Raw genomic sequence first — 22,526 nt, 5'->3', positions numbered from 1 at the left:
TGTAAGAGGAAACCACCATGAACGATTTCAAACGTCTGCCCGCCGACTTCTGCAGCAACGCCGATGAAGCCTTTACCATTCCGGCGAACTTCTACACCCAGCAATCGGTGTTTGAGCACGAGAAAGAAACGATCTTCGCCCATAGCTGGATCTGTGTGGGCCACCGCAGCGAAGTCGCCGAAAACAACGCCTACATCACCCGTGAAGTGATCGGCGAAAGCATCATCGTTGTTCGTGGTCGTGACAGCGTGCTGCGCGCTTTCTACAACGTCTGCCCACACCGTGGTCACCAGCTGCTCAGCGGCAGCGGCAAGGCCAAGAACGTCATCACCTGCCCTTACCACGCCTGGACCTTCAAGCTCGATGGCGAGCTGGCCCATGCCCGTAACTGCGAAAACGTGGTGAACTTCGACAAGGAAAACTCCACCCTGGTGCAGTTGCGCGTCGAGGAGTACGCCGGTTTCATCTTCATCAACATGGACATGGAAGCCGGCACCGTTGAAGAACAGCTGCCTGGCCTGGAGGCGCGCATGCGTCAAGCCTGTGCGGTCATTGATGACCTGCACCTGGCTGCCCGCTTCGTCAGCGACACCCCGGCCAACTGGAAGTCGATCGTCGACAACTACCTGGAGTGCTACCACTGCGCGCCGGCCCACCCAGGCTTCGCCGACTCGGTAGACGTTGGCCAGTACACCCACACCACCTTCGGTAACTGGACCCTGCAATACGGTCTGGCCAAACCGTCGGAGCAGTCGTTCAAGTTCGACGATTCGGTGAAAGACCCATCCTTCGCCGGTTTCTGGACCTGGCCATGCACCATGTTCAACGTACCGCCAGGTGCGAACTTCATGACCGTGATCTATGAGTTCCCGGTCGATGCTGAAACCACACTCCAGCATTACGACATCTACTTCCTGAACAAGGACATCACCGAAGAGCAGCAGAAGCTGATCGACTGGTACCGCGAAGTGTTCCGTCCTGAAGACCTGCGCCTGGTGGAAAGCGTGCAGAAGGGCCTGAAGTCGCGTGGCTACCGTGGTCAGGGCCGGATCATGGCCGACCGTCAGCGCAGCGGCATGAGCGAGCACGGCATTGCCCACTTCCACAACCTGATCGCCGTCGCCCATATCAACGACTGACCCTGCCAGCCGCCGACCTACGGGTCGGCGGCGGTATACGGAGTGCCTTGCGTGAAACTTAACGATTCCAAACTGTTCCGCCAGCAAGCCTATATTGCTGGCGCCTGGTGCGAGGCCGATGACGGTCGCCACCTGGCCGTGACCGATCCGGCCAATGGCAACGTGCTCGGCAACGTACCGCTGATGGGCGGCGCCGAAGCGGTGCGGGCCATCGAAGCCGCTGAAGCCGCACTGGACGGCTGGCGCGGGCGCACCGCCAAGGACCGCGCGCAGGTACTGCGCCGCTGGTTCGAGCTGCTGCTGGAACACGAACAAGACCTGGCCCAGTTGATGACCCTGGAACAGGGCAAGCCGCTGCACGAAGCCCTGGGTGAAATTCGCTACGCCGCCTCGTTTGTCGAGTGGTTCGCCGAAGAAGGCAAACGTGTCTATGGCGATGTCATCCCAAGCCCGGCCAGCGACAAGCGTCTGCTGGTGATCAAGCAAGGCATCGGTGTCTGTGCCGCCATCACCCCGTGGAACTTCCCGGCGGCGATGATCACGCGCAAAGTCGCCCCGGCACTGGCCGCCGGTTGCACCATCGTGGTCAAGCCGGCCAACGAAACCCCCTTCTCGGCCCTGGCCCTGGCCGAACTGGCCGAGCGCGCTGGCGTACCGGCGGGCGTGTTCAGCGTGGTCACCGGTGATGCGCCGGCCATTGGTGCGCAACTGACCCGTCACCCGGCCGTGCGCAAACTGAGCTTCACGGGTTCGACCCCGGTTGGCCGCATGCTGATGGGCCAATGCGCCGAAACCATCAAGAAGGTGTCACTCGAGCTGGGCGGCAACGCGCCGTTCATTGTGTTTGAAGACGCCGACATCGACGCCGCCGTGGAAGGTGCCCTGATAGCCAAGTACCGCAACGCCGGGCAAACCTGCGTCTGCGTGAACCGCTTCTATGTGCATGACCGCGTGTATGCACAGTTCACCGAGCGCTTCGTCGAGCGCGTACGCGCCCTCGGCGTCGGCCATGGCCAAAGCGACGGCACGCAGGTCGGACCGCTGATCAGCGACAAGGCCGTGGCCAAGGTCCAGAGCCTGATCGACGACGCGGTGAGCAAAGGCGCCGAAGTCGTACTCGGTGGCAAGGCCCATGCCTTGGGCGGAAATTTCTTCGAACCGACCGTGCTGGCCAACATTGGCCCAGGCATGGAACTGCTGGACGAGGAAATCTTCGGCCCAGTGGCGGCACTGGTGCGTTTCTCCAGTGATGAAGAGGTGATCACCCTGGCCAACGACACCCTCTATGGCCTGGCTGCGTACTTCTACAGCCGTGACCTGGCACGGGTCTTCAAGGTGGCCGAGCGCCTGGAGTACGGCATGGTCGGGGTCAATACCGGGCTGATCTCCAACGAAGTCGCCCCCTTTGGCGGGGTCAAGCAATCCGGCCTGGGCCGCGAAGGCTCGAAGTACGGCATCGAGGATTATCTGGAAATCAAGTACCTGTGCCTGGCCGTTTGAACAGGCATTGAGTTACAGCGCGCGGCAGGGCCTGCCGCGCGTTGCTGCAGTCGAGGTGAACCATGGCCAACCCCTATGAAATGTTCAACGTGCGGGTAACCGCAGTAGAGCAAGCAACACCCCTGATCAAGCGCTTCACCCTGGCGCGCGACGATGGCGCAGCGATGCCAGCCTTTACCGGTGGTAGCCACATCATCGTACAAATGCAGGGTGCCGACGGCAGCCAGTTCAGCAATGCCTACTCGCTGATGAGCGACCCACGCGACACCCGCAGCTACCAGATCGGCGTACGCCTGGAAGAGCAGTCCAAGGGTGGATCGGCGTTCATGCATCAACAGGTCGAGGTCGGCAGTACCTTGACCATCTCCAGCCCGAACAACCTGTTCGCCCTGGACCCGACCGCCGGACGCCACGTGATGATCGCCGGCGGTATCGGCATCACGCCGTTCCTGGCGCAACTGCATGAACTGGAAGGTGGCGACACCGACTACGAATTGCACTACGCCTTCCGCAGCCCGGAGCACGGCGCCTTCCAGGATGACCTCTCGAGCGGCCCCCATGCCGGGCGTACCCGGTTCTATATCGACAGCCTGGGGCGCAAGCTCGACCTGGCCGCACTCTGCGCAGGCCTGACGGACGATGCCCACCTCTATGTCTGCGGGCCCAAGCCACTGATCGATGCGGTGATCGCCACTGCCGCCAAGGCCGGCATCGCCGAGCGACGCGTACATTGGGAGCAATTTGCCGCCACGCCGGCCACCGGCGCGGCATTCACCGTGGTGCTGGCCCGTTCCGGCCAGGAGCTGCTGGTGGAAGAAGGCATGACCATCCTGCAGGCCATCCAGAAGTCCAAGGCCGCCAACGTCGAGTGCCTGTGCCGGGAAGGCGTATGCGGTACCTGCGAAACGCGGATCATCGACGGCGAGGCCGAACATTTCGACCAATACCTGAGCGATGAAGAAAAAGCCGCCCAGCAGAGCCTGATGGTCTGTGTGTCGCGGGCCAAATCGGCACGCCTGGTGCTGGACCTGTAACACCGCCTCACCGACAAGCCAGCCCCAACCCTGTGGTCCTGTGATCCTGTGGTAAAGGGGTGCTGGCTTGTCGGCGCAGCAAGCCCCCCTGACGACTGACACTGGCGCACACCGTCAACCTCAAGTTGACAGCTTAGGTATACTGCAGGCTCTGTACCTGACCAGGACACCCCTGCGCATGATGGAAAACAGCTTCGCGTTTCGCCTGAAAGAATTGCTTGAACACCACAAACTCACCTTGCAGGCGGTGGGTACGGCATTGGGCATTTCGCGTACGGCGGTACACAAATGGACCCGTGGCGGCGAAATCGATTACGACAACCTGCGCAAGCTGGCAGCCTTCCTCAAGGTCAACTGGATCTGGCTGCGTTATGGCGAAGACGCGCTGCAGGATGTGCAGACTACCCAGGTGGTCGAACTGCCGATGACCGATCTGCGTCGCCGCTATACCGCCGAGATCATGGAAAGCGAAACCCGCATGAAGCTGGCCCAGGAAGGCGCCCGCATCGTGACCTGGGAATGGAACCTGATCAGCGACGAAGTCACCTATTCACCTAACGTCGAAGCGGTCTACGGCTGGCAAGTCAACCGTAACGAGGACTTCTGGGTTCACCTGCCCGAAGAGGATGTCCTCAACATGCAGGCCATGTACGCCCAGGCCGTGGCTGAAGGCACTGGCTGCGAGTGTGACTTCCGCATCTACCAACCCGACGGCGAACTGCGTTGGATCTCTTCGCGTGCCACGGTGGTCCGCGACAGCGCCGGGCGTTCGATCAGGATGGTCGGCATCAGCATGGACACCACGGATCGCAAGGTGGCTGAAGAAGCATTGCGCAACAGTGAAGAACGCTTTCGGGCGATCTTCGAGCTGGCCTGGGGCGCCCTCGCCTACATTGATCTGGACGGCACCTGGAAGCGGGTCAACAGCAGTTTCTGCGAGCTGTTGGGCTACCGCGCCGAAGCACTCTATGGCATGACCTTCCAGCAACTCACCCACCCTGACGACCTGGCGACCAACCTGACACTGCTGCAGCGTCTGTTGGCCGGCGAGATCGACCGCTATGTCGTGGAAAAGCGCGTGCGCCATCAAGACGGGCATTATGTCTGGGTACGGGCGCGTACCGCCCTGCAACGCTGCCAGAACGGTGAGCCGGAACAACTGATCAGTGTGTACGAGGACATCAGTGCCCAGCGCGAAGAGCAGGCGCGCCTGCAGGCACGCATTGCCGACCTGGAAGCCCAGTTGGCGGCAACACACTGACCCCGTTCAGAGGCAGGTGGCCAAGGCGGCCATGCGACGCTGGGCAACCGCGTCAGGCTTCACCGCGTAGTAGTTGACGCGCGAGGCCGCCCCTTGGCTCTGGATGTCTGCAAACGACTCCGCACCGCGAGTGTAGACAGTAAAGCCGCCCTGCTTGCCGGGTTCCAGGTAACCACTGGCATCGACACCGAACACGGCTTCGTCCTGCCAGGAAAACTGAATGCACTGGGCAACGACGTCCGCCGACTTGGCCGATGAAAACGTTTTGCCCGGTGTCTTGCTTCGTGCTTCATCCATCGTCGAGGACGCACAGCCCGCCAACAACGCTGCGGCAACAACCGCGATGACTACCCGCATGGTCCATCCTCTTTGAGAAAACGCGACTGTATCACTGCGCGGGGCTGATGAGCGTGCCTGCCCGTGAAAACCTCCAGCCGGGCCTGTACATGCGTCACCGATAGAGCGTGTCGATGGCGCCATCGACAAGGTCAATTAGTCTTACATTTAGTAAGGCAATAGACTGCGGCGCAAGCGCGCACTCAGCCCTGCGCAGAATGGGCACCGGCGCACCCTCTGATTTCCAGCCTGTAAACCGAAGACCACCATCGACATGTTGCTGTCGGGCCTGGCCCCGACGCGCAATGCCTGACGTCGTCTGTATAAGGAGATAACCATGGGTCTTGGCAGAAGACAGTTCTTCAAGCTCTGTACCGTCGGCGCTGCCACCGCCACTTGTGCCACCCTCGGCTTCGCTCCCGGCGTAGCACAAGCGACCCAGTCGCGGCAGTACAAGCTGCTGCGCGCCAAGGAAACCCGCAACAACTGCACCTACTGCTCGGTGGGTTGCGGCATCCTCATGTACAGCCTGGGCGACGGCGCGAAGAACGCCAAGGCCCGCATTTTCCACATTGAAGGCGACCCGGACCATCCGGTCAGCCGTGGCTCGTTGTGCCCGAAAGGGGCCGGGCTGGTGGACTACATCCACAGCGAACAACGCCTGCTCTACCCAGAGTACCGGGCGCCGGGCTCGGACAAATGGCAGCGCATCAGCTGGGAACACGCCATCGAGCGCATCGCCCGCTTGATGAAGGACGACCGCGACGCCAACTTCATCGAGAAAAATGCCAAGGGCACCACGGTCAACCGCTGGCTGAGTACCGGCATGCTCTGCTCCTCGGCCGCCAGCAGCGAGACCGGCTCACTCGATCAACGCTTCACACGCGCCCTGGGCATCCTCGGTACCGACAGCCAGGCGCGGGTCTGCCACGCCCCGACCGTGTCAGCCCTGGCGCCGACCTTTGGCCGTGGCGCGATGACCAACAACTGGGTCGACATCAAGAACGCCAACGTGGTGATGATCATGGGTGGCAACCCTGCCGAAGCGCACCCGGTAGGCTTCAAGTGGGTGATAGAGGCGAAGATCCGCAATGGCGCTAAGGTCATCGTGGTCGACCCACGGTTCAACCGCAGTGCCTCGGTAGCGGACATCTACTCGCCGATCCGCGCGGGCTCCGACGTGACCTTCCTGATGGGCGTGGTCAACTACCTGATCAGCCACGACAAGATCCAGCATGAATACGTACGTGCCTACACCAACGCCAGCCTGATCGTCCGCGAGGACTACCACTTCGACGATGGCCTGTTCAGTGGTTACGACGCGCAGAAGCGAGCCTACGACCGCAGTTCATGGACCTACGAACTGGACGCGCAAGGCTATGCCAAGCGCGACCTGACCCTGAGCCATCCACGGTGCGTGTGGAACCTGCTCAAGGCCCATGTCAGCCGCTACACCCCGGAGATGGTCACCACGGTTTGCGGCACACCCAAAGACGATTTCCTGAAGATCTGCGCGATCCTGGGTGAAACCAGCGCCCCGGACAAGACCGCGACCTTCCTCTACGCCCTGGGCTGGACCCACCACACCAACGGCGCGCAGATGATCCGTGGCTCGGGCATGATCCAGTTGCTGCTGGGCAACATCGGCATGGCCGGTGGCGGGGTCAACGCCTTGCGCGGGCACTCCAACATCCAGGGCTACACCGACCTGGGCCTGCTTTCGCTGCGCTTGCCGGGTTACATGAACCTGCCGTCCGACGCGCAAACCGACCTTGAAACCTACCTCAAGCAGATCACCCCAACGGCGCTGCTGCCTGATCAGGTCAACTACTACAAGCACACCCCGAAGTTCTTCGTCAGCCTGATGAAAAGCCTTTGGGGTGACAAGGCGACCCGGGAGAACAGCTGGGGCTTTGACTGGTTGCCGAAGTGGGACGACAGCTATGACGTGCTCAACTTCAGCAACCGCATGTATGAAGGCAAGGTCAACGGCTACATCGCCCAAGGCTTCAACCCGGTCGCGGCGTTCCCGGACAAGAACAAGGCCCAGGCTGCCCTGGCCAAGCTCAAGTTCCTGGTGATCATCGACCCGCTGGCCACTGAAACCTCAAGCTTCTGGCAGAACCACGGCGAACAGCATGACGTCGATACCGCCTCGATCCAGACCGAGGTGTTCCGCCTGCCCTCGTCCTGCTTCGCCGAAGAAGACGGCTCCATCGTCAACTCCGGGCGCTGGCTGCAATGGCACTGGGCGGGTGCCGCACCGCCCGGGGAAGCCTGGCACGACGGCAAGATCCTCGGCCACCTGTTCCTCAAGATCCGCGAGCTGTACGAGAAGGAAGGCGGCGCCAACCCGGCGCCGATCCTTAACATGGCCTGGGATTATGCCGACCCGCTGGACCCGAAACCTGAAGAAGTGGCGAAGGAGTCCAACGGTCGCGCCCTGGCCGACCTGCACGATGACCAGGGCAATCTGATCCTGCGCAAGGGCCAGCTGCTCAACGACTTCTCGCAACTACGCGACGACGGCAGCACCAGTTGCTTCAACTGGATCTTCGCCGGTTCATGGACCGAGCAAGGCAACCAGATGGCACGGCGCGACAATGCCGACAGTGGCCTGGGCTGCACGCCGGGCTGGGCCTGGGCGTGGCCGCAGAACCGCCGCATCCTCTATAACCGTGCTTCGGCCGACCCGCAGGGCAACCCTTGGGATGCCAAGCGCAAACTGATCGGTTGGGACGGCACGCGCTGGAGCGGTGTCGACGTACCGGACTTTGCCGTCACCGCCGCACCGGGCAGCAATACCAACCCCTTCATCATGCTGCCAGAAGGCCTTGGCCGGCTGTTCTCGGTCGGTGCCATGAACGACGGGCCATTCCCGGAACACTACGAGCCAACCGAAAGCCCGCTGGCGAAGAACCCGCTGCACCCCAACGTCACCTATAGCCCGACGGCACGGCTGTACGAAAGCGACCGCCTGCGCATGGGCACCCGTGAGGAGTTCCCGTATGTGGCGACCACCTACTCGATCACCGAGCTGTTCCGTCACTGGACCAAGCACTCACGGCTGAATGCCATCGTCCAGCCCGAGCAGTTCATCGAGATCGGTGAAAAACTGGCCAGTGACAAGGGCATCGTTCAAGGCGACACAGTCAAGGTCAGCACCAAGCGCGGCTACATCAAGGCCAAGGCCGTGGTGACCAAGCGTATCCGCCGCCTGACCATCGACGGCCAGGACGTCGACACCATCGGCATCCCCTGCCACTGGGGCTACGAAGGCAGCACACGCAAGGGATTCCTGGCCAACACCCTGACCCCGGGTGTCGGCGAGTCGAATACCCATACGCCGGAATACAAGGCGTTTCTCGTGAATATTGAAAAGGTGTAACGGAGCGAACCCATGTCCATGCAATCCCAAGACATCGTCAGGCGCTCCGCCACCAATGCCTTGACCCCGGCGCCACATACCCGCGATCACCAGGCCGAAGTGGCCAAGCTGATCGACGTCAGTATCTGCATCGGCTGCAAGGCCTGCCAGGTCGCGTGCAACGAATGGAACGACCTGCGTGACGAGGTGGGTCACAACGTCGGCGTCTACGACAACCCGGCCGACCTCTCGGCTGAAACCTGGACGCTGATGCGCTTCGACGAAGTAGAAGACGAGAGCGGCAAGCTGGAGTGGCTGATCCGCAAGGACGGCTGCATGCACTGCGCCGACCCGGGCTGCCTGAAGGCCTGCCCGCAGCCGGGGGCAATCATCCAGTACGCCAACGGCATCGTCGACTTCCAATCCGAGCACTGTATCGGCTGCGGCTATTGCATCGCTGGCTGCCCATTCGATGTGCCGCGCATCAGCCAGAAGGACAACAAAGCCTACAAGTGCACGCTGTGCGTCGACCGTGTTTCGGTCGGCCAGGAGCCGGCCTGCGTCAAGACCTGCCCGACGGGCGCGATCAACTTCGGCAGCAAGCAGGACATGCAGCACCTGGCCAGCGAGCGGGTGGTCGAGTTGCAGGGGCGCGGCTTCGCCGGGGCAGGCATCTATGACCCGCAAGGCGTCGGCGGCACCCATGTGATGTATGTGCTGCAACATGCCGACAAACCGCACCTGTACCACAAGCTGCCGACCGACCCGCGTATCAGCAGCGCCGTTCATGGCTGGAAGGGCTGGCTCAAGCCTGCTGCCGCAGTGGCGTTCTTCGCCACCCTGGCCGGCACCCTCTTCCACTACGTTGGCGTCGGGCCGAACGAAGTGGATGAACAGGACGAAACGCACGAAGAGGACACCCACGCATGAACAAGGACAAACTGATCCTGCGCACCCGTTTCATCGAGCGTGCCAGCCACTGGTTCATGGTCATCTGCTTCTTTGCCGTAGCGCTGTCGGGGCTGTCGTGGTTCTTCCCGTCGCTCAATGGCCTGAACGCGGTGTTTGGCACGCCGCAACTGGCGCGCATCCTGCACCCGTTCTTCGGGGTGGTGGTGTTCTTGCTGCTGATGTTCCTGTTCATCCGCTTCGTCAAATACAACCTGCCGGAGCGCGAGGACCTGACCTGGTTCAAGAACATCAAGCAGGTACTGGCCGGCAAGCATGAACCGGCGCTGCAGATCGGCAAGTACAACGCCGGCCAGAAAGTGCTGTTCTGGGGCATCATGGCCCTGATCACCCTACTGTTGATCAGTGGCGTGGTGATCTGGCGACCGTACTTCGCGCCGCTGTTCTCGATCCCGATTATTCGCATCGGCCTGTTCGTCCATGCCCTGGCCGGCATCAGCCTGATCCTGCTGATCATCGGCCACGCCTACCTGGCGTTCTGGGTAAAAGGCTCGATCCGTGGCATGGTCACCGGTTATGTCTCGCATCGCTGGGCCAAGACCCACCATGATCGCTGGTACCGGCAGATCAGCAACAAGCAACCAGGGAGCGGTCGCAAGCAATGAGCAGCATTCAACTGACCCCGGTCGAGCCGCGCTCGCCGGGTATCACCGAGATCCCCGCCGTCCTGCTGCCAAGCCTCAAGCAACGCTATGCACCGCGTGCCGCGCGGCTGCGTCAGTTGGCTGAAGAGCATGTGATGGCCGATTACCTGAACTTCGCCGCCAACATCGTTGCAGCACAGCAACACCTGCTCGACACGCGGCCATTACCGGCGGCCTGCGTCGACGGTTTGGCCGAACGCTTGGGCCGCGCACAACCACCACTGGCCTATCACGAGTACCCGCGTGCGCCTTACTGGCAAGACGTGCTGGAGCAGTTGCTCAATCAACTGACTGCCGCGGCAACGCCCACCGTAAGTGCCGCCCTGGACGCGCTGCGCTCGCAAACACCTGCACAACGTGAGCAGCAAGCCAGCGCCCTGCTCGCAGGCGACTACACGGCAGTCGACAGCGGCCAGGCAGTATTCCTCTGGGCAGCCTTGTCGCTGTACTTCACCCAGTTGGCGGCGCACCTGCCCGCCTCTGCCAAGGCCCTGCCGGGTGAGGCGCGCCAGCATTGCCCGGTGTGCGCCAGCGCGCCGGTCGCCAGTGTGATCATGACCGGCGCCCAGGCCGGGCTGCGCTACCTGCAGTGCGGCCTGTGTGAAAGCCGTTGGCACATGGTGCGCCTGAAATGCAGCAACTGCGAAGCCACCGGCGCGCTCGACTACTGGTCGCTGGAGAATAAAGAGGCACCGATCAAGGCCGAGAGCTGTGACGACTGCCAGAGCTATCTCAAGGTGTTCTATCCAGAGCGTGACCGTGACCTGGAGCTGGTAGCCGATGACCTGGCCTCACTGGCGCTGGATGCGGAACTGGAACGCGAAGGGTTCGGACGCAGTGCGCTGAATCCTTTCCTGTTTCCTGGCTAAGCGCTACCTGCCTGGCCAATACCCCCTGCGACGTCAGCGTCGAAGGGGGTGTTTTCAGGCCTCAAAGCTGACGGCACATGGCGGCCCACTCATCCAGCATACCGGCCCGCACCACTGCCGCCGCCCCCGCTTCCTTACGGTACTCGGCCGCCATTTTGCTGACGCAATCATCACTGCCAGCGGCACGAGCGGTCGGCCGCGCGACGACTTTGACGCCGTCCTTGTAAGTGGACTCTTCCACCAGCGTGCCTTGGGCATTCCACTGCTTGACCGCGCCATTGAGCTGACCGTTGGCCCATTCGGCTGAAACCGATGGCTTGCCGCTGTCGGGGTAGAACTCTTCATGCAAGCCGACCTTTGCCCCGTCGGCATAGGTGCCGCGATAAATCAATTGGCCCTGCTCGGTAAAGCGCTGCATCTGACCGTTGTACTTCCCTGCAACCGCACCAGCAGACAGGACCCGCTTGCCGGTCTTGGCACTGAAACTCTCAATCGTGCCCTGGGTCTGGTTATCCTTGTACTCGGCGCGGTACAGCGGCTTGCCGGTCTCGGGATGGAGCACTTCCAGTTCACCGTCGAGCAGGCCGCCCTTCAGATGGCCTTTGGCAAGCGTGCGCTTACCGTCATGGCTGAAGACGGTGGTCTCACCCTCGAAGGTGCCGCCGGCATAGCGGGCCTGATAACGCACCAGTGTGGATCGTGGGGTAAAACAGGTCACCGGCCCGTCGAGCCGACCTTCGTCGACCGTGATGGTGCACAGCAGGTTCTGCCCGAGCAAACCATCGGAGGTATTCCCGATCAGGTTCAACAGCCGGTTCAGTGTGTCGAGCAAGTCGTTATGCCCGACCTGAAAGGCCAGCAAGCGCTCAGGAAAGTTGGTGACTTCACCGGTCAACGGCTGGTTGGCACCCTTTTCGTAGACGGCGCCGTTGACGATTTCGGTATTGCGAAACTCGATGCTTTTGCCACAGCCCGCCAGCAAGACGGAACCGGCCACCAGTAGGGAAGCCGCTATTTTCTTGAACATGTGTTCCCCGCGTGCAGATGATCAGCCAGCCAATCGATCATCATTTGCCGCTTAAGTTCCATGGAGCGGCCTGCACGGGGGACGCACCGGCTCGGCGAGCCGGATCAATAGACCAAGGTATTACTGCCGGGCTGCCCGGCTGTGGTAGAAATACAGGTACGGCGTAATGAGCGTGTAGGGTTCCAGCTCATTTACAAGGCTCACTCAGGGGGACCAATGCTGCCCGATTCAACCCATACCAGCGTCCGTACCGTTCATTCCGCGAAGTTACGCGGCCGTGTGGGCCTGTACTTTGTTGCCGGCCTGTCGGTACTCGCGGGGATGACCGACGCCATCGGCTTCATGGCCACCGGCGACTTCGTCTCCTTCATGAGTGGCAACACTACCCGCCTCGCCGTTTCACTGGGCGAACAGCAGTTTGGCCCGGCCCTGCGTATCGTGTTGCTGATCGCAGCCTTTGTGCTGGGGAATGCCTTGGGTGTCATCGCCGCCCGCCTTAGCGGTCGTCGGCCATGGCCATTGCTGCTGACAATTGCCACTCTGCTCTGCATCACCGCCCTCCTGCCCGCATCACTGCAACTGCTGGCACTGGTCACCGCAGTGGTTGCCATGGGCCTGGTGAACACCGTGGTGGAGGAAGTGAACGGCCTGCCCATCGGCCTGACCTACGTCACAGGGGCATTGTCGCGCTTCGGCCGCGGCCTGGGCCGCACGTTGCTCGGTGAGCGTCGGCACGGCTGGCGTGTGCAGTTGGTGCCCTGGACCGGCATGTTCGTAGGTGCCGTCATCGGCGCCCTGCTGGAAACAACCTTTGGCCTGGGCGCCATGTTGTTCAGCGCGCTCATGACACTCAGCCTCGGCCTGATCTCGTTGAAGATCCCTCGACGCTGGCAACTGCGCTACATGCCACGCTGAGGCCGAAGCTGAGGCGCCGTTGCCCGACAACTCATGGCCTTAAGCTATGCTTAAGCTCCCCCGATTACCGTCTGCGGCGAACCCACCCACAATCGCGCAAAACTAGGGAATCGTTATGACGCGGAACAACAATGAACAGCGCTATGGTCGCCTCACCATTGCCCTGCACTGGCTGATGCTGGTGTTGATGGTTGGCGTGTACGCCTGCATAGAACTCAAAGGTAATTTCCCCAAGGGCAGCGAGCCTCGTGAACTGCTCAAGCAATGGCACTTCATGCTGGGCCTGGGCATTTTCACTCTGGTGTGGATACGCCTGCTCAGCCGCCTGATTGCCCCCACGCCGAAAATCACCCCGACACCACCGCAATGGCAGACGGCACTGTCCCATCTCATGCACTTGGCCTTGTATGCATTGATGATCGGCGCACCGCTGGCCGGCTGGCTGGTGTTGAGCGCTGCCGGTAAACCCATCCCGTTCTTCGGCCTGGAATTACCCCCACTGATTGGCAAGAACCCTGAGCTGGCAGGTGAAATCAAGGAGTGGCACGAACTGGCCGGCTCGGCGGGTTACTGGCTGATCGGCTTGCATGCCGTGGCTGGTTTGTTCCACCACTACGTCAACCGCGACAACACCCTCCAGCGCATGCTGCCGGAGCAGGTTCGCCTGAAGTAATGTTTGATCGGGTCCTGGCGCCGTACGTGTAACGCGTGCGCCAGGACATTCCCACCATCGGGCCATCCCCCCGATAGACACTCGCCGTATACCTCCCGCCTGAAACGTCTGCCGAAAAATGCACGCCTGCGCGCAACCATTTCGCCTTAAAGATTGCCTGGAATGGGCCGATACAGGTTGCAATTCCCTGTCGAGGCGACGACCAGAGCAGCTCGTCCAAGCGCTTTACATAACGCTAGTTAATGCCAGAATGCCACCATCAAAGGCCTGCTGGTGGTAAAAGCTGCGCTTTGAATAACCACTAAACACAACCGTTCTCGGAACTGACGCCCAATCACGACTGTTTATCCCAATACCCGATCGTCACGGCACCAGCGCCGTACCTGGTCATGCAAGGAAATGGAATATGAGCACCTCGGTTACATTTAACGGAAATCAAACGGACACCAGCGCCATCATCGCCTCCGGCAACGTAGAAAGCCCAAACCTCACGGGGCTTACCGACAACGGCTATGTAGTTGCCTGGTCGGTGGACAACGCCGACTTCGAGGGAATGGTGGTCAATCGCTACGCGGCCAATGGTGACTTGCTGAAAAGTACCCAGATCCGCTCCAACGATGTCGACGATCCATCGGTCACCGCCTTGCCCAATGGCCAGTTCATTCTGGCCTGGAGCTCGGAAAATGATGCGACCCACACCTCTACCGTTTACACCCAGCGGTTCGATGCCAATGGCAATAAAAGCGGCAGCCCGGTGGTCGTTACCACCTCCCCGCTTGAGCTTGAAGACGCCAAAGTCACCGTACTGAGCGCCACCCAATACATCGTCACCTGGGGCGAGACCCATGAAAGCCCTTCGGGTGACGAGCGCGAAGACACCTCCGACCTCAAGGCCGTGGTGTACACCAACAACGTGGCAGGCACTGTGCAGACCCTCGCCACCGCCAATCCGGCCGACGGCGAAGCGGACGACATGACCGTGCTGCCCACCGGCAACGGTAGCTACTGGCTGGCGTACAGTGTTGAACGCGGCGAGGTGATTGACGCCACCACACCGCCGACCTATCAGTACACCTCCAAGTACCTGATCAGCCAGATCGGTGCCGATGGCAAGGTGGTCACAGGCACGGCAAAAACCCTCGACACTGTCACCAGCAACTATGGCAATGCTGCCTATTTCAACGTTGTCGACGTCACCGGTGGCTATGTGGTCAGTTGGGTTGACCAAAGCGCCTCCGGCATGAACCGGGTCATTCATACCCAACGCTACGACAGCCAGTTCAATCCAGTCGGCACGCCATCGGAAGTCGAGAGCGCCTATTCGGTCAATGGCGCCAGCATCACCTCACTGCCGAATGGCGGTTACCTGCTGGCCTGGAACGAATACGCCATGGGCGAAGCCAATGTCTATGTCCAGCGCTTCGCCGCAGACGGCACGGCCAGCGATGCAACACCGATCAAGGTCGCAACCGCAGGTGTCGATGAAATCCTCTGGGACACCCCGGCAGTGACCGTCCGGGACGATGGCACGATTTCCATCAGTTGGGAAACCGGTACCCAGACAAACGACAGCCCTACCGCAATCTACCTGCAAAACATCAGCAGCACGGGCGAGCTGCTGGGTGTCGACACGACCGTCGACACACTGAACAACGTCATCATCGGCGACAGCGCCAAGAACACCCTGACCGGTGCTGCAGGCAACGATACCCTGGACGGTGGTGCCGGTGTCGACAAGCTGAGTGGTGGTGCCGGCGACGACACCTACCTCGTTGACCTGCGGAGCAAAGGTGCAGGCAGCAAGGCAACCGTGGTACTGGAAGACACGGTCCTCGAGACTGCCAATAAGGGCTCCGACACCCTGAAGCTGCGCATGGACACCAACCTGGCCCAGAATTTTGCCGGTAAAGCCGCACTGACCCTGGGTGCGAACCTGGAAAACCTCGATGCCTCCGCTACCGGCAAGCTCAACATTGGCCTGACGGGTAACGCCCTGGTTAACCGGATCGTCGGCAGTGATGGCGACAACCTGCTTGACGGCAAGGCCGGCATCGACACCCTGATCGGCGGCAAGGGCAACGATACCTACCTGCTCGACAACGTTGGCGAACTGGCGCTGGTTCAAGAAAACGCGAACGAGGGCACCGATACCCTGAAAGTTGGCTACGTCAACAAGGGCAAGGCACTGACCATCGACTTGAACCAAAACAATCTGCTGAACTTCGAGAACGTCACCGTGGCCGGTGCAGGCCTGTTTAACCTGACGGGTAATGCGCAGAACAATATCCTGATCGGCAACATGGGCAACAACACCCTCAGCGGTGGTGCCGGGGATGACGTGCTTGACGGTAAAAAAGGTGTCGACACCCTCAAGGGCGGCACGGGCAATGACACCTACTACGTCTACAGCAACAAGGATGTGGTCATCGAGAACGCCAGCGAAGGTACCGACACCGTGCGGGTCGTGTCTTACCTCAAGAACAGCTACACCTTGGCCGCGAACGTTGAAAACGCCATCGTCGACTCCAAGGCTGCGATCAGCCTGACCGGTAACGCACTGAGCAACACCCTGACCGGTAACGACGTAGCCAACACCCTCAACGGCGGCCTTGGTGTCGATACCCTGATCGGCGGCAAGGGCAATGACACCTACGTCGTCGACAACGCTGGCGATAGTGTGATCGAGAACGTCAACCAAGGTGCGGACACTGTCAACGCCTCCATCGACTACGTACTGGGGGCCAACATTGAAAACCTGACCTTGCTTGATGGTGCCCTCAACGGTACCGGCAACGCCCTGAAAAACACCCTCATCGGCAACACGGCGAACAACACGCTGGACGGCGGTGCGGGCGTTGACAAGCTGGTCGGCGGCGCTGGCAATGACACCTACATCGTCGACCTGCTGGCCAAGGGCGCTGGTGGCAAGGCGACCGTGGTGCTCGAAGACACCGTCATCGAGAGTGCCAAACAGGGCCTAGACACCCTGGCACTGCGCATGAGCGACGCTTCCGTCAACGCCTTCCAGGGCAAAGCAACCATCACGCTGGGCGCCAACCTGGAAAACCTCGACGCACGCGCGACCGGTAAACTGGGCATCACCCTGACCGGCAATGCTGCAGACAACACCCTGTGGGGCAACACCGGCAACAACACCCTCAATGGCGGCGTGGGCAACGACACCCTGTATGCCGGCGATGGTGGCAACAACGTGCTGATCGGCGGCACCGGTGCCGACACGCTCTATGCCGGCAGCGGTGTCGATACCATCAAGTTCAATGCGTTGAAGGAACTGGGCCTGAACAACAAGCAGGACGTCGTCCATGGCTTCACCACCAATGCAGTGAGCCCAGGCAAAGGCGACAAGCTCGACTTCTCCGCGCTCAAGGGCTACACGTTCATCGGTGAAGCGGCCGACTTCAGCGGGGCGGCCAAGGAACTGCGCTACGTGACGGATGGCTCTTCCGTGACGCTGTACGGTACCTCGAACGCTGACCACAACGCTGATTTCTCGATCAAGCTGGTGGGTGTCACTGCCCTGGCTGCTGCAGACCTGGTGCTCTAAGCATCAGTGATAGCTGTCTCTGTGGCCTTGATGGTCACAGAGACAGCACACACTAATGCCCACCCCTGACGGCCAACACAGATGTGTGGCCGTCAGGGGTGGGCATTTGTTCACTCTACAGACAATGATTTTTGAGACACCCCCTCGCGGGCCTCAGGTAAGGGACCATGTCAACGCAACCCAGAACTGAACTGGAAAGCGCCCTCGCAGCATGCAGGGAGAGTTTTCTTTCGGTCGGCTTCTTCAGTTTTTTCGTCAACCTGCTGATGCTGGTGCCCTCCTTCTACATGCTCCAGGTGTATGACCGCGCCGTAGGCAGCGGCAGCCTCTCGACACTGCTGATGTTGACGCTGATCATGCTGCTGTTGATGGTCACCCTCGGCGCCCTGGAATGGGTGCGTTCGCGAGTCATGGTGCGCATCAGCACCCGCCTGGACACGCTGCTGAACCAGCGGCTGTTCGATGCCAGCTTCAAGCAGGCGCTGAACAGCGGCGGCATGAATGCGTCGGCCCAACCCCTCAACGACCTCAGTAGCCTGCGCCAGTTTCTGACCGGCAATGGCCTGTTCGCCTTTTTCGACACACCCTGGATACCGATCTACCTGGCGGTCATGTTTATCTTCCACCCCTGGTATGGCTGGATGGGCGTGATCAGCGCCCTGCTGCTGGGTGCGCTGGCCTACCTCAACGAAAAACTCACCCAGCCCCCCCTGCAAGCGGCCAACCGCGAGCAGATGGCGGCCACTACCTTCACCCAGAAAAGCCTGCGCAATGCCGAAGTCGTCGAATCGATGGGCATGCTTGCAGACCTGCGCCAGCGCTGGAGCGAGCGCATCAACAAGGTCCTGATGCTACAAAGCTGCGCCAGTGATCGCGCTGGCGCCATTGCAGCGGTCTCCAAGACCTTCCGCCAGATTGTCCAGTCACTGGTACTGGGCCTGGGCGCCTACCTGACCATCAAGCATGAGATTTCTTCCGGTCTGATGATCGCAGGCTCCATTCTGCTGGGGCGCGCCCTGGCCCCGATCGACCAGTTGATCGGTATCTGGAAAGGCTTCGTTGGTGCGCGTGCGCAGTACGCCCGGCTGCATGAACTCCTGCAGAAAGTTGCCGCTGAACCAGTGCGTATGTCACTGCCGGCACCACACGGCGCCATCACGGTCGAGAACCTCGCCGTCAGCTCGCCAGGCAACCGCACGCCATTGGTGCGTAACCTGAGCTTTCGCGTGGCTGCAGGGGAAGCCGTGGGTATCATCGGCCCCAGTGGTGCCGGCAAGTCGACACTGGCCCGCGCCCTACTCGGGATCTGGCCAAGCCTGGCCGGCACGGTACGCCTGGACGGTGCCGACATCAGCCAATGGCGACGCGACGAACTGGGCCGCTACATTGGCTACCTGCCACAAGACATCGAGTTGTTCGAAGGCACCATCAGCGAAAACATTTCCCGCTTCGGTGAAGTCGACGCTGCTGCCGTTGTCGCTGCGGCCCGCATGGCCGGGGTGCATGAGTTGATTCTGCAATTGCCACAGGGCTACGACACTCTTATCGGCGCCAATGGCGGCGGGCTTTCCGGTGGCCAGCGCCAACGCATCGGCCTGGCCCGCGCCCTGTATCGGGCACCGCGGCTGGTGGTATTGGACGAACCCAACTCGAATCTCGATGACACCGGTGAACAGATGCTCGCTGAAGCCTTGCGCAAACTCAAGCAAAGCGGTGCCACGGTATTTGTCATCACACACCGCTCGGGCGTGCTGGCAAACGTGGATAAATTGCTGGTGTTGAGCCAAGGCGAACTGAGCCTGTACGGGCCACGCGACAAGGTCTGGGCGCACCTGCACAGCAATATAACCGCGCACGCGCAAACCGCTCAGGCCTAACGAACAAGCAGATGATCAACGCCATGCAAGACTCTATGCACGCCTCCGTCACTACGGCGCAGTTGCCTGTCGATGACCGGCCAACCCGTCGTGTCGGTTTCCTTATTGTGATGGTGACCTTTGGCCTGTTCGGCGGCTGGGCGGTCTTTGCCCCCCTGGAAAGCGCTGCACTGGCGCCCGGTGTCGTCACCGTTAAAAGTTACCGCAAGACCGTGCAACACCTGGAAGGCGGCATCGTCCGCGAACTGCGGGTACACGACGGCGACCGAGTAACGGCAGGCGACGTCTTGCTGGTCCTGGACAACACCCAGGCCCGCTCCGAGACAGAGATGATGCGCAGCCAACTGATCGCCGCACGCGAACTGGAAGCACGACTGGTCGCCGAACGCGACGGATTGGCAGAGCCTGCCGCCGTGCCCGACCTCGACGCCACTGATCCGCGAGTACGTGAAGCCCGCGACAGTGAAGCGCGTATCTTCCAGACCCGCCGCAGCGGGCTGCTGGGCGAGATCGGCATACAGGAAAAAGCGATCCGTCAGATCGAGGAACAGATTCGCGGCTTCCGGGCGATCATCGCCAGCAAACAGACCCTGGCCACCTCCTACCAGGAAGAAATCGTCGACCTGCGCGCCTTGTTGGCCGAAGGCTACGTTGATAAACAGCGCCTGCGCGAACAGGAACGCAGCCTCGCACGCCTGCAGGCCGAAGTGGTCGAGCATCAATCAGCCAGCGCCCGCGCCCAGGTACAAATCGGTGAGGCCGAGCTGAAGATTCTCCAGTTGAAAAAGACCTTCGCCACCGAAGTTGCCGGGCAACTGGGTGAAACCCGCACCAAGATCTACGACCTGCGCGAGCGACTGGCCACCGTACAAGACCGCGACAAGCGCACGGAAGTGCTGGCACCAGAGTCGGGCATGGTCATGGGCATGACCGTGCATACCTTGGGCGGAGTGGTGAACCCGGGCACGCCGCTGATGGACATTGTTCCGGCCAACGAAGAACTGATTGTCGAAGCACAGCTGTCGCCCACCGATATCGACCGTATCGTGGTCGGCCAGTTGGTGGACATTCGCTTCAGCGCCTTCAAAAGCAGCGCAACCCCGGTCATCGAGGGGCAATTGCTGCAGGTCTCCGCCGACCGCCTGACCAACAAGGAGACCGGGACGGCGTATTACCTGGCCCGTGTAGCGCTGACCGAAACGGGTCGAAAAACCCTCGGCAACCTGGCGCTGGTACCGGGTATGCCTGCCGAAGTCCTGATCAACACCGGCGCCCGTACCCTGCTGCAGTACCTGATACAACCTGCCAGCAATGCCTTCGCCCGCTCGCTGATCGAGGACTGACATGAAGTACCTGATCGCGATGTGCTTAACCGTGCCACTGGCAGCACTGGCCAACAGCCCAGTTGAAAGCAGCGCCGCAGGCCACGCCGTCGACCTCTGGCAACTGCAGCAGGAGGCCAGCAGCGCCGACCCACGCATACTGCGTGCGAACGCCTTGATTCGCAGTGGCGAAGGCCGCCAGCGCGAAGCGTTTGGCCAACTCCTGCCGCAGCTCAGCGCCGGTGCCAGCGTCAACCGTAGCCGGCGTGATGACGACCTGAGCCGAACCGAGTACACCGGTCGGCGCGCTACCCTGAGCCTGAATCAGGTGATCTATGACCCGCAGGTCTGGCGCAGCTACCAGAAGTACACGCAACTGACCAAGCAGCGTGAGTACGAGTCGGACGACACTCAGGTACAAGCCAGCATCGACTTGTCCGAACGTTACTTTGCCGTGCTCGCCGCCGAGGACGAGCTTTCCCTGGTGCGTAGCGAACGCAGCGCGACCGAGCGCAACCTCAAGCAAGTGAAAGCCATGTTCGCCCGGCAAATGGCGATGATCACCGACGTAAACGATCTTGAGGCACGGGTCGACACGCTGCTGGCCGATGAGATCGAGGCAGGCAACAAGGTCGCGAACAGCCGCGAGGCCATCTCCGAACTGGTAGGGCGTGACGTTCAGGAACCGCTCAAACGGCTGGGCGACAACCCGAGTTTCAGCCTGCCGGCTCAAGCCCAGGATTACTGGGTAGAAGCGGCCCTGAGCAGCAATCCGGCACTGCTGGCCCGCCAACAAAGCGTCAATGCCGCCGATGCGGCAATCGCCGAAGCCAAGGCCGGGCACCTGCCCCGTCTTGGGCTGAACCTGACCGCACTGCGCAGCGACATCGGCTATGAGGGCACCCTGACACCGCGCTCGGAAAACTATGTCGCGTCCCTCGACCTGCAAGTACCGCTGTACAGCGGCGGCTCCACCAGCGCCCGCGTGGTCAGCTCGGAAGGCGACAAGGACGCTGCCCAGCAAGAAATGGAAGCCTTGCGCCGCGAGATCATCAAGGAAACCCGTACAGCCTACATCGGCATGAGCGCCGAACTCGGACGTATCAAGGCCACCCGCCGCGCGCTGGAATCAGCAACGAAGTCACGCATCTCGACGGAAAAAGCCTTTGGCTACGGGGTCAAGAATGCAGTCGATGTGCTCTACAGCATCAAGGAAGAGTTCCGCGCCCGCCGTGACCTCTACCAGGCGCAGTACCGCTTCATCACCAGCATGCTGGTGCTGCACCGCTGGAGCGGACGCTTGGCACAAGCCGATATCCGCAAGGCCAACGAGTGGCTCGTAGAGCCACTCTAGTGCTGCACAAGCGGCCTGAGTGCCCTGACAGTTCGTCTTCCACTCCCGATACACCGCTCTGGATACGCTAACCTGCAGGGATGAGCTCCTGCAGGTGCGTTCATGCGCAGTGACAATGGCGTACCGGCGATGCTGCGCACCCGCGACTCAGCCCCTGACCTCATCGCGCAGGAGAATGTCCATGCTCAGGCCAACGTTACCGCTCGTCATGATTGCCGTCGCCATCGCACTGGGCGGGTCGTCCTGCCATGACTATGGAAACGATGACAGCGCCAATGACCGGCAGAATCCATCCTCAGTGGATACCGGTAGCAACCGGACCGGTTACCAGATCATCCCCCGGCAACAGCTTGAGCCGCGCATTCAATCATTGCCCAGACGGTAACCTCGACCTTTGCCCCCTTCCCGTCCTCACACTGCAATGTGAGGCGAAGCTGCCGACACCGGCCTTGTAACAACTTTCGGAAGCGTCCTACATCCCTCCAGAAGTGCATCTGCTAGCGTTCCAGTCCTTTGCCATTCGAGGTGTTCCGCTATGCGCGAGCACCCCGCTCATTGCCACTGCAGTCAACAAGGCCACTGTTGGCACGCCCTTCGTGGATGACCACTGCCTGGCAATCGAATTAGACAAGGATGCAACATGAATCAGGAAGCCAGTCCGGCAGAGCTTAGGC

At 61.1% G+C, this 22,526-nt stretch carries 17 protein-coding genes; 15 read left to right on the top strand and 2 right to left on the bottom strand.

Translation table 11 applies throughout. The features are described 5' to 3' along the window. The first annotated feature begins 17 nt into the window (after positions 1-17). The 4 genes from UIA24_RS16650 (at position 18) to UIA24_RS16635 (ending at position 4,934) form a co-directional block, all read left to right on the top strand. A complete protein-coding gene (locus tag UIA24_RS16650; RefSeq protein WP_065758628.1) occupies positions 18-1,139 on the top strand; it encodes an aromatic ring-hydroxylating oxygenase subunit alpha in 1,122 nt (373 codons plus the stop codon). A gap of 51 nt (positions 1,140-1,190) precedes the next feature. Next, positions 1,191-2,639, top strand: a complete 1,449-nt coding sequence (locus UIA24_RS16645; protein ID WP_330523364.1) for an NAD-dependent succinate-semialdehyde dehydrogenase — start codon at positions 1,191-1,193, stop codon at positions 2,637-2,639. A gap of 62 nt (positions 2,640-2,701) precedes the next feature. Continuing rightward, positions 2,702-3,673: a PDR/VanB family oxidoreductase gene (locus UIA24_RS16640; RefSeq protein ID WP_330523363.1), complete on the top strand. Its 972-nt coding sequence runs from the start codon at positions 2,702-2,704 to the stop codon at positions 3,671-3,673. Between the two features lie 178 nt (positions 3,674-3,851). Next, entirely contained in the window at positions 3,852-4,934 is a 1,083-nt protein-coding gene (locus UIA24_RS16635; protein WP_065758625.1) for a helix-turn-helix domain-containing protein, read from the top strand. Positions 4,935-4,940: 6 nt separating this feature from the next. Here the strand turns inward: UIA24_RS16635 and UIA24_RS16630 are convergent, their stop codons facing one another. After that, positions 4,941-5,291: a hypothetical protein gene (locus UIA24_RS16630; protein WP_102051924.1), complete on the bottom strand. Its 351-nt coding sequence runs from the start codon at positions 5,289-5,291 to the stop codon at positions 4,941-4,943. A gap of 316 nt (positions 5,292-5,607) precedes the next feature. Here UIA24_RS16630 and fdnG point away from each other — a divergent pair, with 316 nt between their 5' ends. The 4 genes from fdnG to fdhE are packed head-to-tail and all read left to right on the top strand — an operon-like array spanning position 5,608 to position 11,119. Further along, positions 5,608-8,658: a formate dehydrogenase-N subunit alpha gene (gene fdnG, locus UIA24_RS16625; protein ID WP_330523362.1), complete on the top strand. Its 3,051-nt coding sequence runs from the start codon at positions 5,608-5,610 to the stop codon at positions 8,656-8,658. A gap of 18 nt (positions 8,659-8,676) precedes the next feature. Beyond that, positions 8,677-9,567 carry a formate dehydrogenase subunit beta gene (fdxH, locus tag UIA24_RS16620; protein ID WP_330523413.1) on the top strand — a complete coding sequence of 297 codons (891 nt, stop codon included), beginning with the start codon at positions 8,677-8,679 and terminating at the stop codon, positions 9,565-9,567. Further along, positions 9,564-10,211, top strand: coding sequence for a formate dehydrogenase subunit gamma (locus UIA24_RS16615; protein WP_065758622.1), 648 nt, complete (start codon positions 9,564-9,566; stop codon positions 10,209-10,211). The genes fdxH and UIA24_RS16615 overlap by 4 nt, the downstream gene beginning before the upstream one ends. Next, entirely contained in the window at positions 10,208-11,119 is a 912-nt protein-coding gene (gene fdhE / locus UIA24_RS16610) for a formate dehydrogenase accessory protein FdhE (RefSeq protein ID WP_065758621.1), read from the top strand. Before UIA24_RS16615 ends, fdhE begins: the two co-directional genes overlap by 4 nt. 61 nt (positions 11,120-11,180) lie before the next feature. Here the strand turns inward: fdhE and UIA24_RS16605 are convergent, their stop codons facing one another. Beyond that, the gene (locus UIA24_RS16605) at positions 11,181-12,146 is read right to left on the bottom strand and encodes a toxin-antitoxin system YwqK family antitoxin (protein WP_330523361.1); all 966 of its coding nucleotides are present in this window, start codon (positions 12,144-12,146) and stop codon (positions 11,181-11,183) included. A 216-nt stretch (positions 12,147-12,362) separates the two neighbouring features. On the opposite strand from UIA24_RS16605, the gene UIA24_RS16600 reads away from it, so the two are divergent. The 7 genes from UIA24_RS16600 to UIA24_RS16570 all read left to right on the top strand — a co-directional run bounded on the left by UIA24_RS16600 (position 12,363) and on the right by UIA24_RS16570 (position 22,104). Beyond that, positions 12,363-13,061 carry a YoaK family protein gene (locus UIA24_RS16600; protein ID WP_330523360.1) on the top strand — a complete coding sequence of 233 codons (699 nt, stop codon included), beginning with the start codon at positions 12,363-12,365 and terminating at the stop codon, positions 13,059-13,061. Positions 13,062-13,176: 115 nt separating this feature from the next. Beyond that, on the top strand, positions 13,177-13,734 hold the full coding sequence (locus tag UIA24_RS16595; protein WP_330523359.1) for a cytochrome b: 558 nt from the start codon (positions 13,177-13,179) through the stop codon (positions 13,732-13,734). 406 nt (positions 13,735-14,140) lie between these two features. Further along, on the top strand, positions 14,141-17,299 hold the full coding sequence (locus tag UIA24_RS16590) for a beta strand repeat-containing protein (protein ID WP_330523357.1): 3,159 nt from the start codon (positions 14,141-14,143) through the stop codon (positions 17,297-17,299). Positions 17,300-17,466: 167 nt separating this feature from the next. Continuing rightward, on the top strand, positions 17,467-19,176 hold the full coding sequence (locus UIA24_RS16585) for a type I secretion system permease/ATPase (protein WP_330523356.1): 1,710 nt from the start codon (positions 17,467-17,469) through the stop codon (positions 19,174-19,176). Between the two features lie 23 nt (positions 19,177-19,199). Further along, positions 19,200-20,519, top strand: coding sequence for an HlyD family type I secretion periplasmic adaptor subunit (locus tag UIA24_RS16580; RefSeq protein ID WP_330523354.1), 1,320 nt, complete (start codon positions 19,200-19,202; stop codon positions 20,517-20,519). A 1-nt stretch (position 20,520) separates the two neighbouring features. Continuing rightward, complete coding sequence (locus UIA24_RS16575) at positions 20,521-21,852, top strand: TolC family outer membrane protein (protein ID WP_102051931.1); 1,332 nt, start codon at positions 20,521-20,523, stop codon at positions 21,850-21,852. Positions 21,853-21,954: 102 nt separating this feature from the next. Beyond that, positions 21,955-22,104 (top strand): hypothetical protein, encoded by a 150-nt coding sequence (locus tag UIA24_RS16570; protein WP_330523353.1) that lies wholly within the window; start codon positions 21,955-21,957, stop codon positions 22,102-22,104. Positions 22,105-22,526: the final 422 nt, after the last annotated feature.

The sequence above is a fragment of the Pseudomonas sp. AL 58 genome (assembly GCF_036348395.1).
GTDB classification, from domain to species: Bacteria; Pseudomonadota; Gammaproteobacteria; order Pseudomonadales; family Pseudomonadaceae; genus Aquipseudomonas; species Aquipseudomonas defluvii.
The sequence above is the reverse complement of the archived record's forward strand: the minus strand, read 5'-3'. Positions and strand labels throughout refer to the sequence as shown.

Coding starts and splice junctions, on each gene's coding strand:
- UIA24_RS16650 (WP_065758628.1), top strand. CDS start 18: ATGAACGATTTCAAACGTCTGCCCGCCGACTTCTGCAGCAACGCCGAT.
- UIA24_RS16640 (WP_330523363.1), top strand. CDS start 2,702: ATGGCCAACCCCTATGAAATGTTCAACGTGCGGGTAACCGCAGTAGAG.
- UIA24_RS16635 (WP_065758625.1), top strand. CDS start 3,852: ATGATGGAAAACAGCTTCGCGTTTCGCCTGAAAGAATTGCTTGAACAC.
- UIA24_RS16630 (WP_102051924.1), bottom strand. CDS start 5,291: ATGCGGGTAGTCATCGCGGTTGTTGCCGCAGCGTTGTTGGCGGGCTGT.
- fdnG (WP_330523362.1), top strand. CDS start 5,608: ATGGGTCTTGGCAGAAGACAGTTCTTCAAGCTCTGTACCGTCGGCGCT.
- fdxH (WP_330523413.1), top strand. CDS start 8,677: ATGCAATCCCAAGACATCGTCAGGCGCTCCGCCACCAATGCCTTGACC.
- UIA24_RS16615 (WP_065758622.1), top strand. CDS start 9,564: ATGAACAAGGACAAACTGATCCTGCGCACCCGTTTCATCGAGCGTGCC.
- fdhE (WP_065758621.1), top strand. CDS start 10,208: ATGAGCAGCATTCAACTGACCCCGGTCGAGCCGCGCTCGCCGGGTATC.
- UIA24_RS16605 (WP_330523361.1), bottom strand. CDS start 12,146: ATGTTCAAGAAAATAGCGGCTTCCCTACTGGTGGCCGGTTCCGTCTTG.
- UIA24_RS16600 (WP_330523360.1), top strand. CDS start 12,363: ATGCTGCCCGATTCAACCCATACCAGCGTCCGTACCGTTCATTCCGCG.
- UIA24_RS16595 (WP_330523359.1), top strand. CDS start 13,177: ATGACGCGGAACAACAATGAACAGCGCTATGGTCGCCTCACCATTGCC.
- UIA24_RS16590 (WP_330523357.1), top strand. CDS start 14,141: ATGAGCACCTCGGTTACATTTAACGGAAATCAAACGGACACCAGCGCC.
- UIA24_RS16585 (WP_330523356.1), top strand. CDS start 17,467: ATGTCAACGCAACCCAGAACTGAACTGGAAAGCGCCCTCGCAGCATGC.
- UIA24_RS16580 (WP_330523354.1), top strand. CDS start 19,200: ATGCAAGACTCTATGCACGCCTCCGTCACTACGGCGCAGTTGCCTGTC.
- UIA24_RS16575 (WP_102051931.1), top strand. CDS start 20,521: ATGAAGTACCTGATCGCGATGTGCTTAACCGTGCCACTGGCAGCACTG.
- UIA24_RS16570 (WP_330523353.1), top strand. CDS start 21,955: ATGCGCAGTGACAATGGCGTACCGGCGATGCTGCGCACCCGCGACTCA.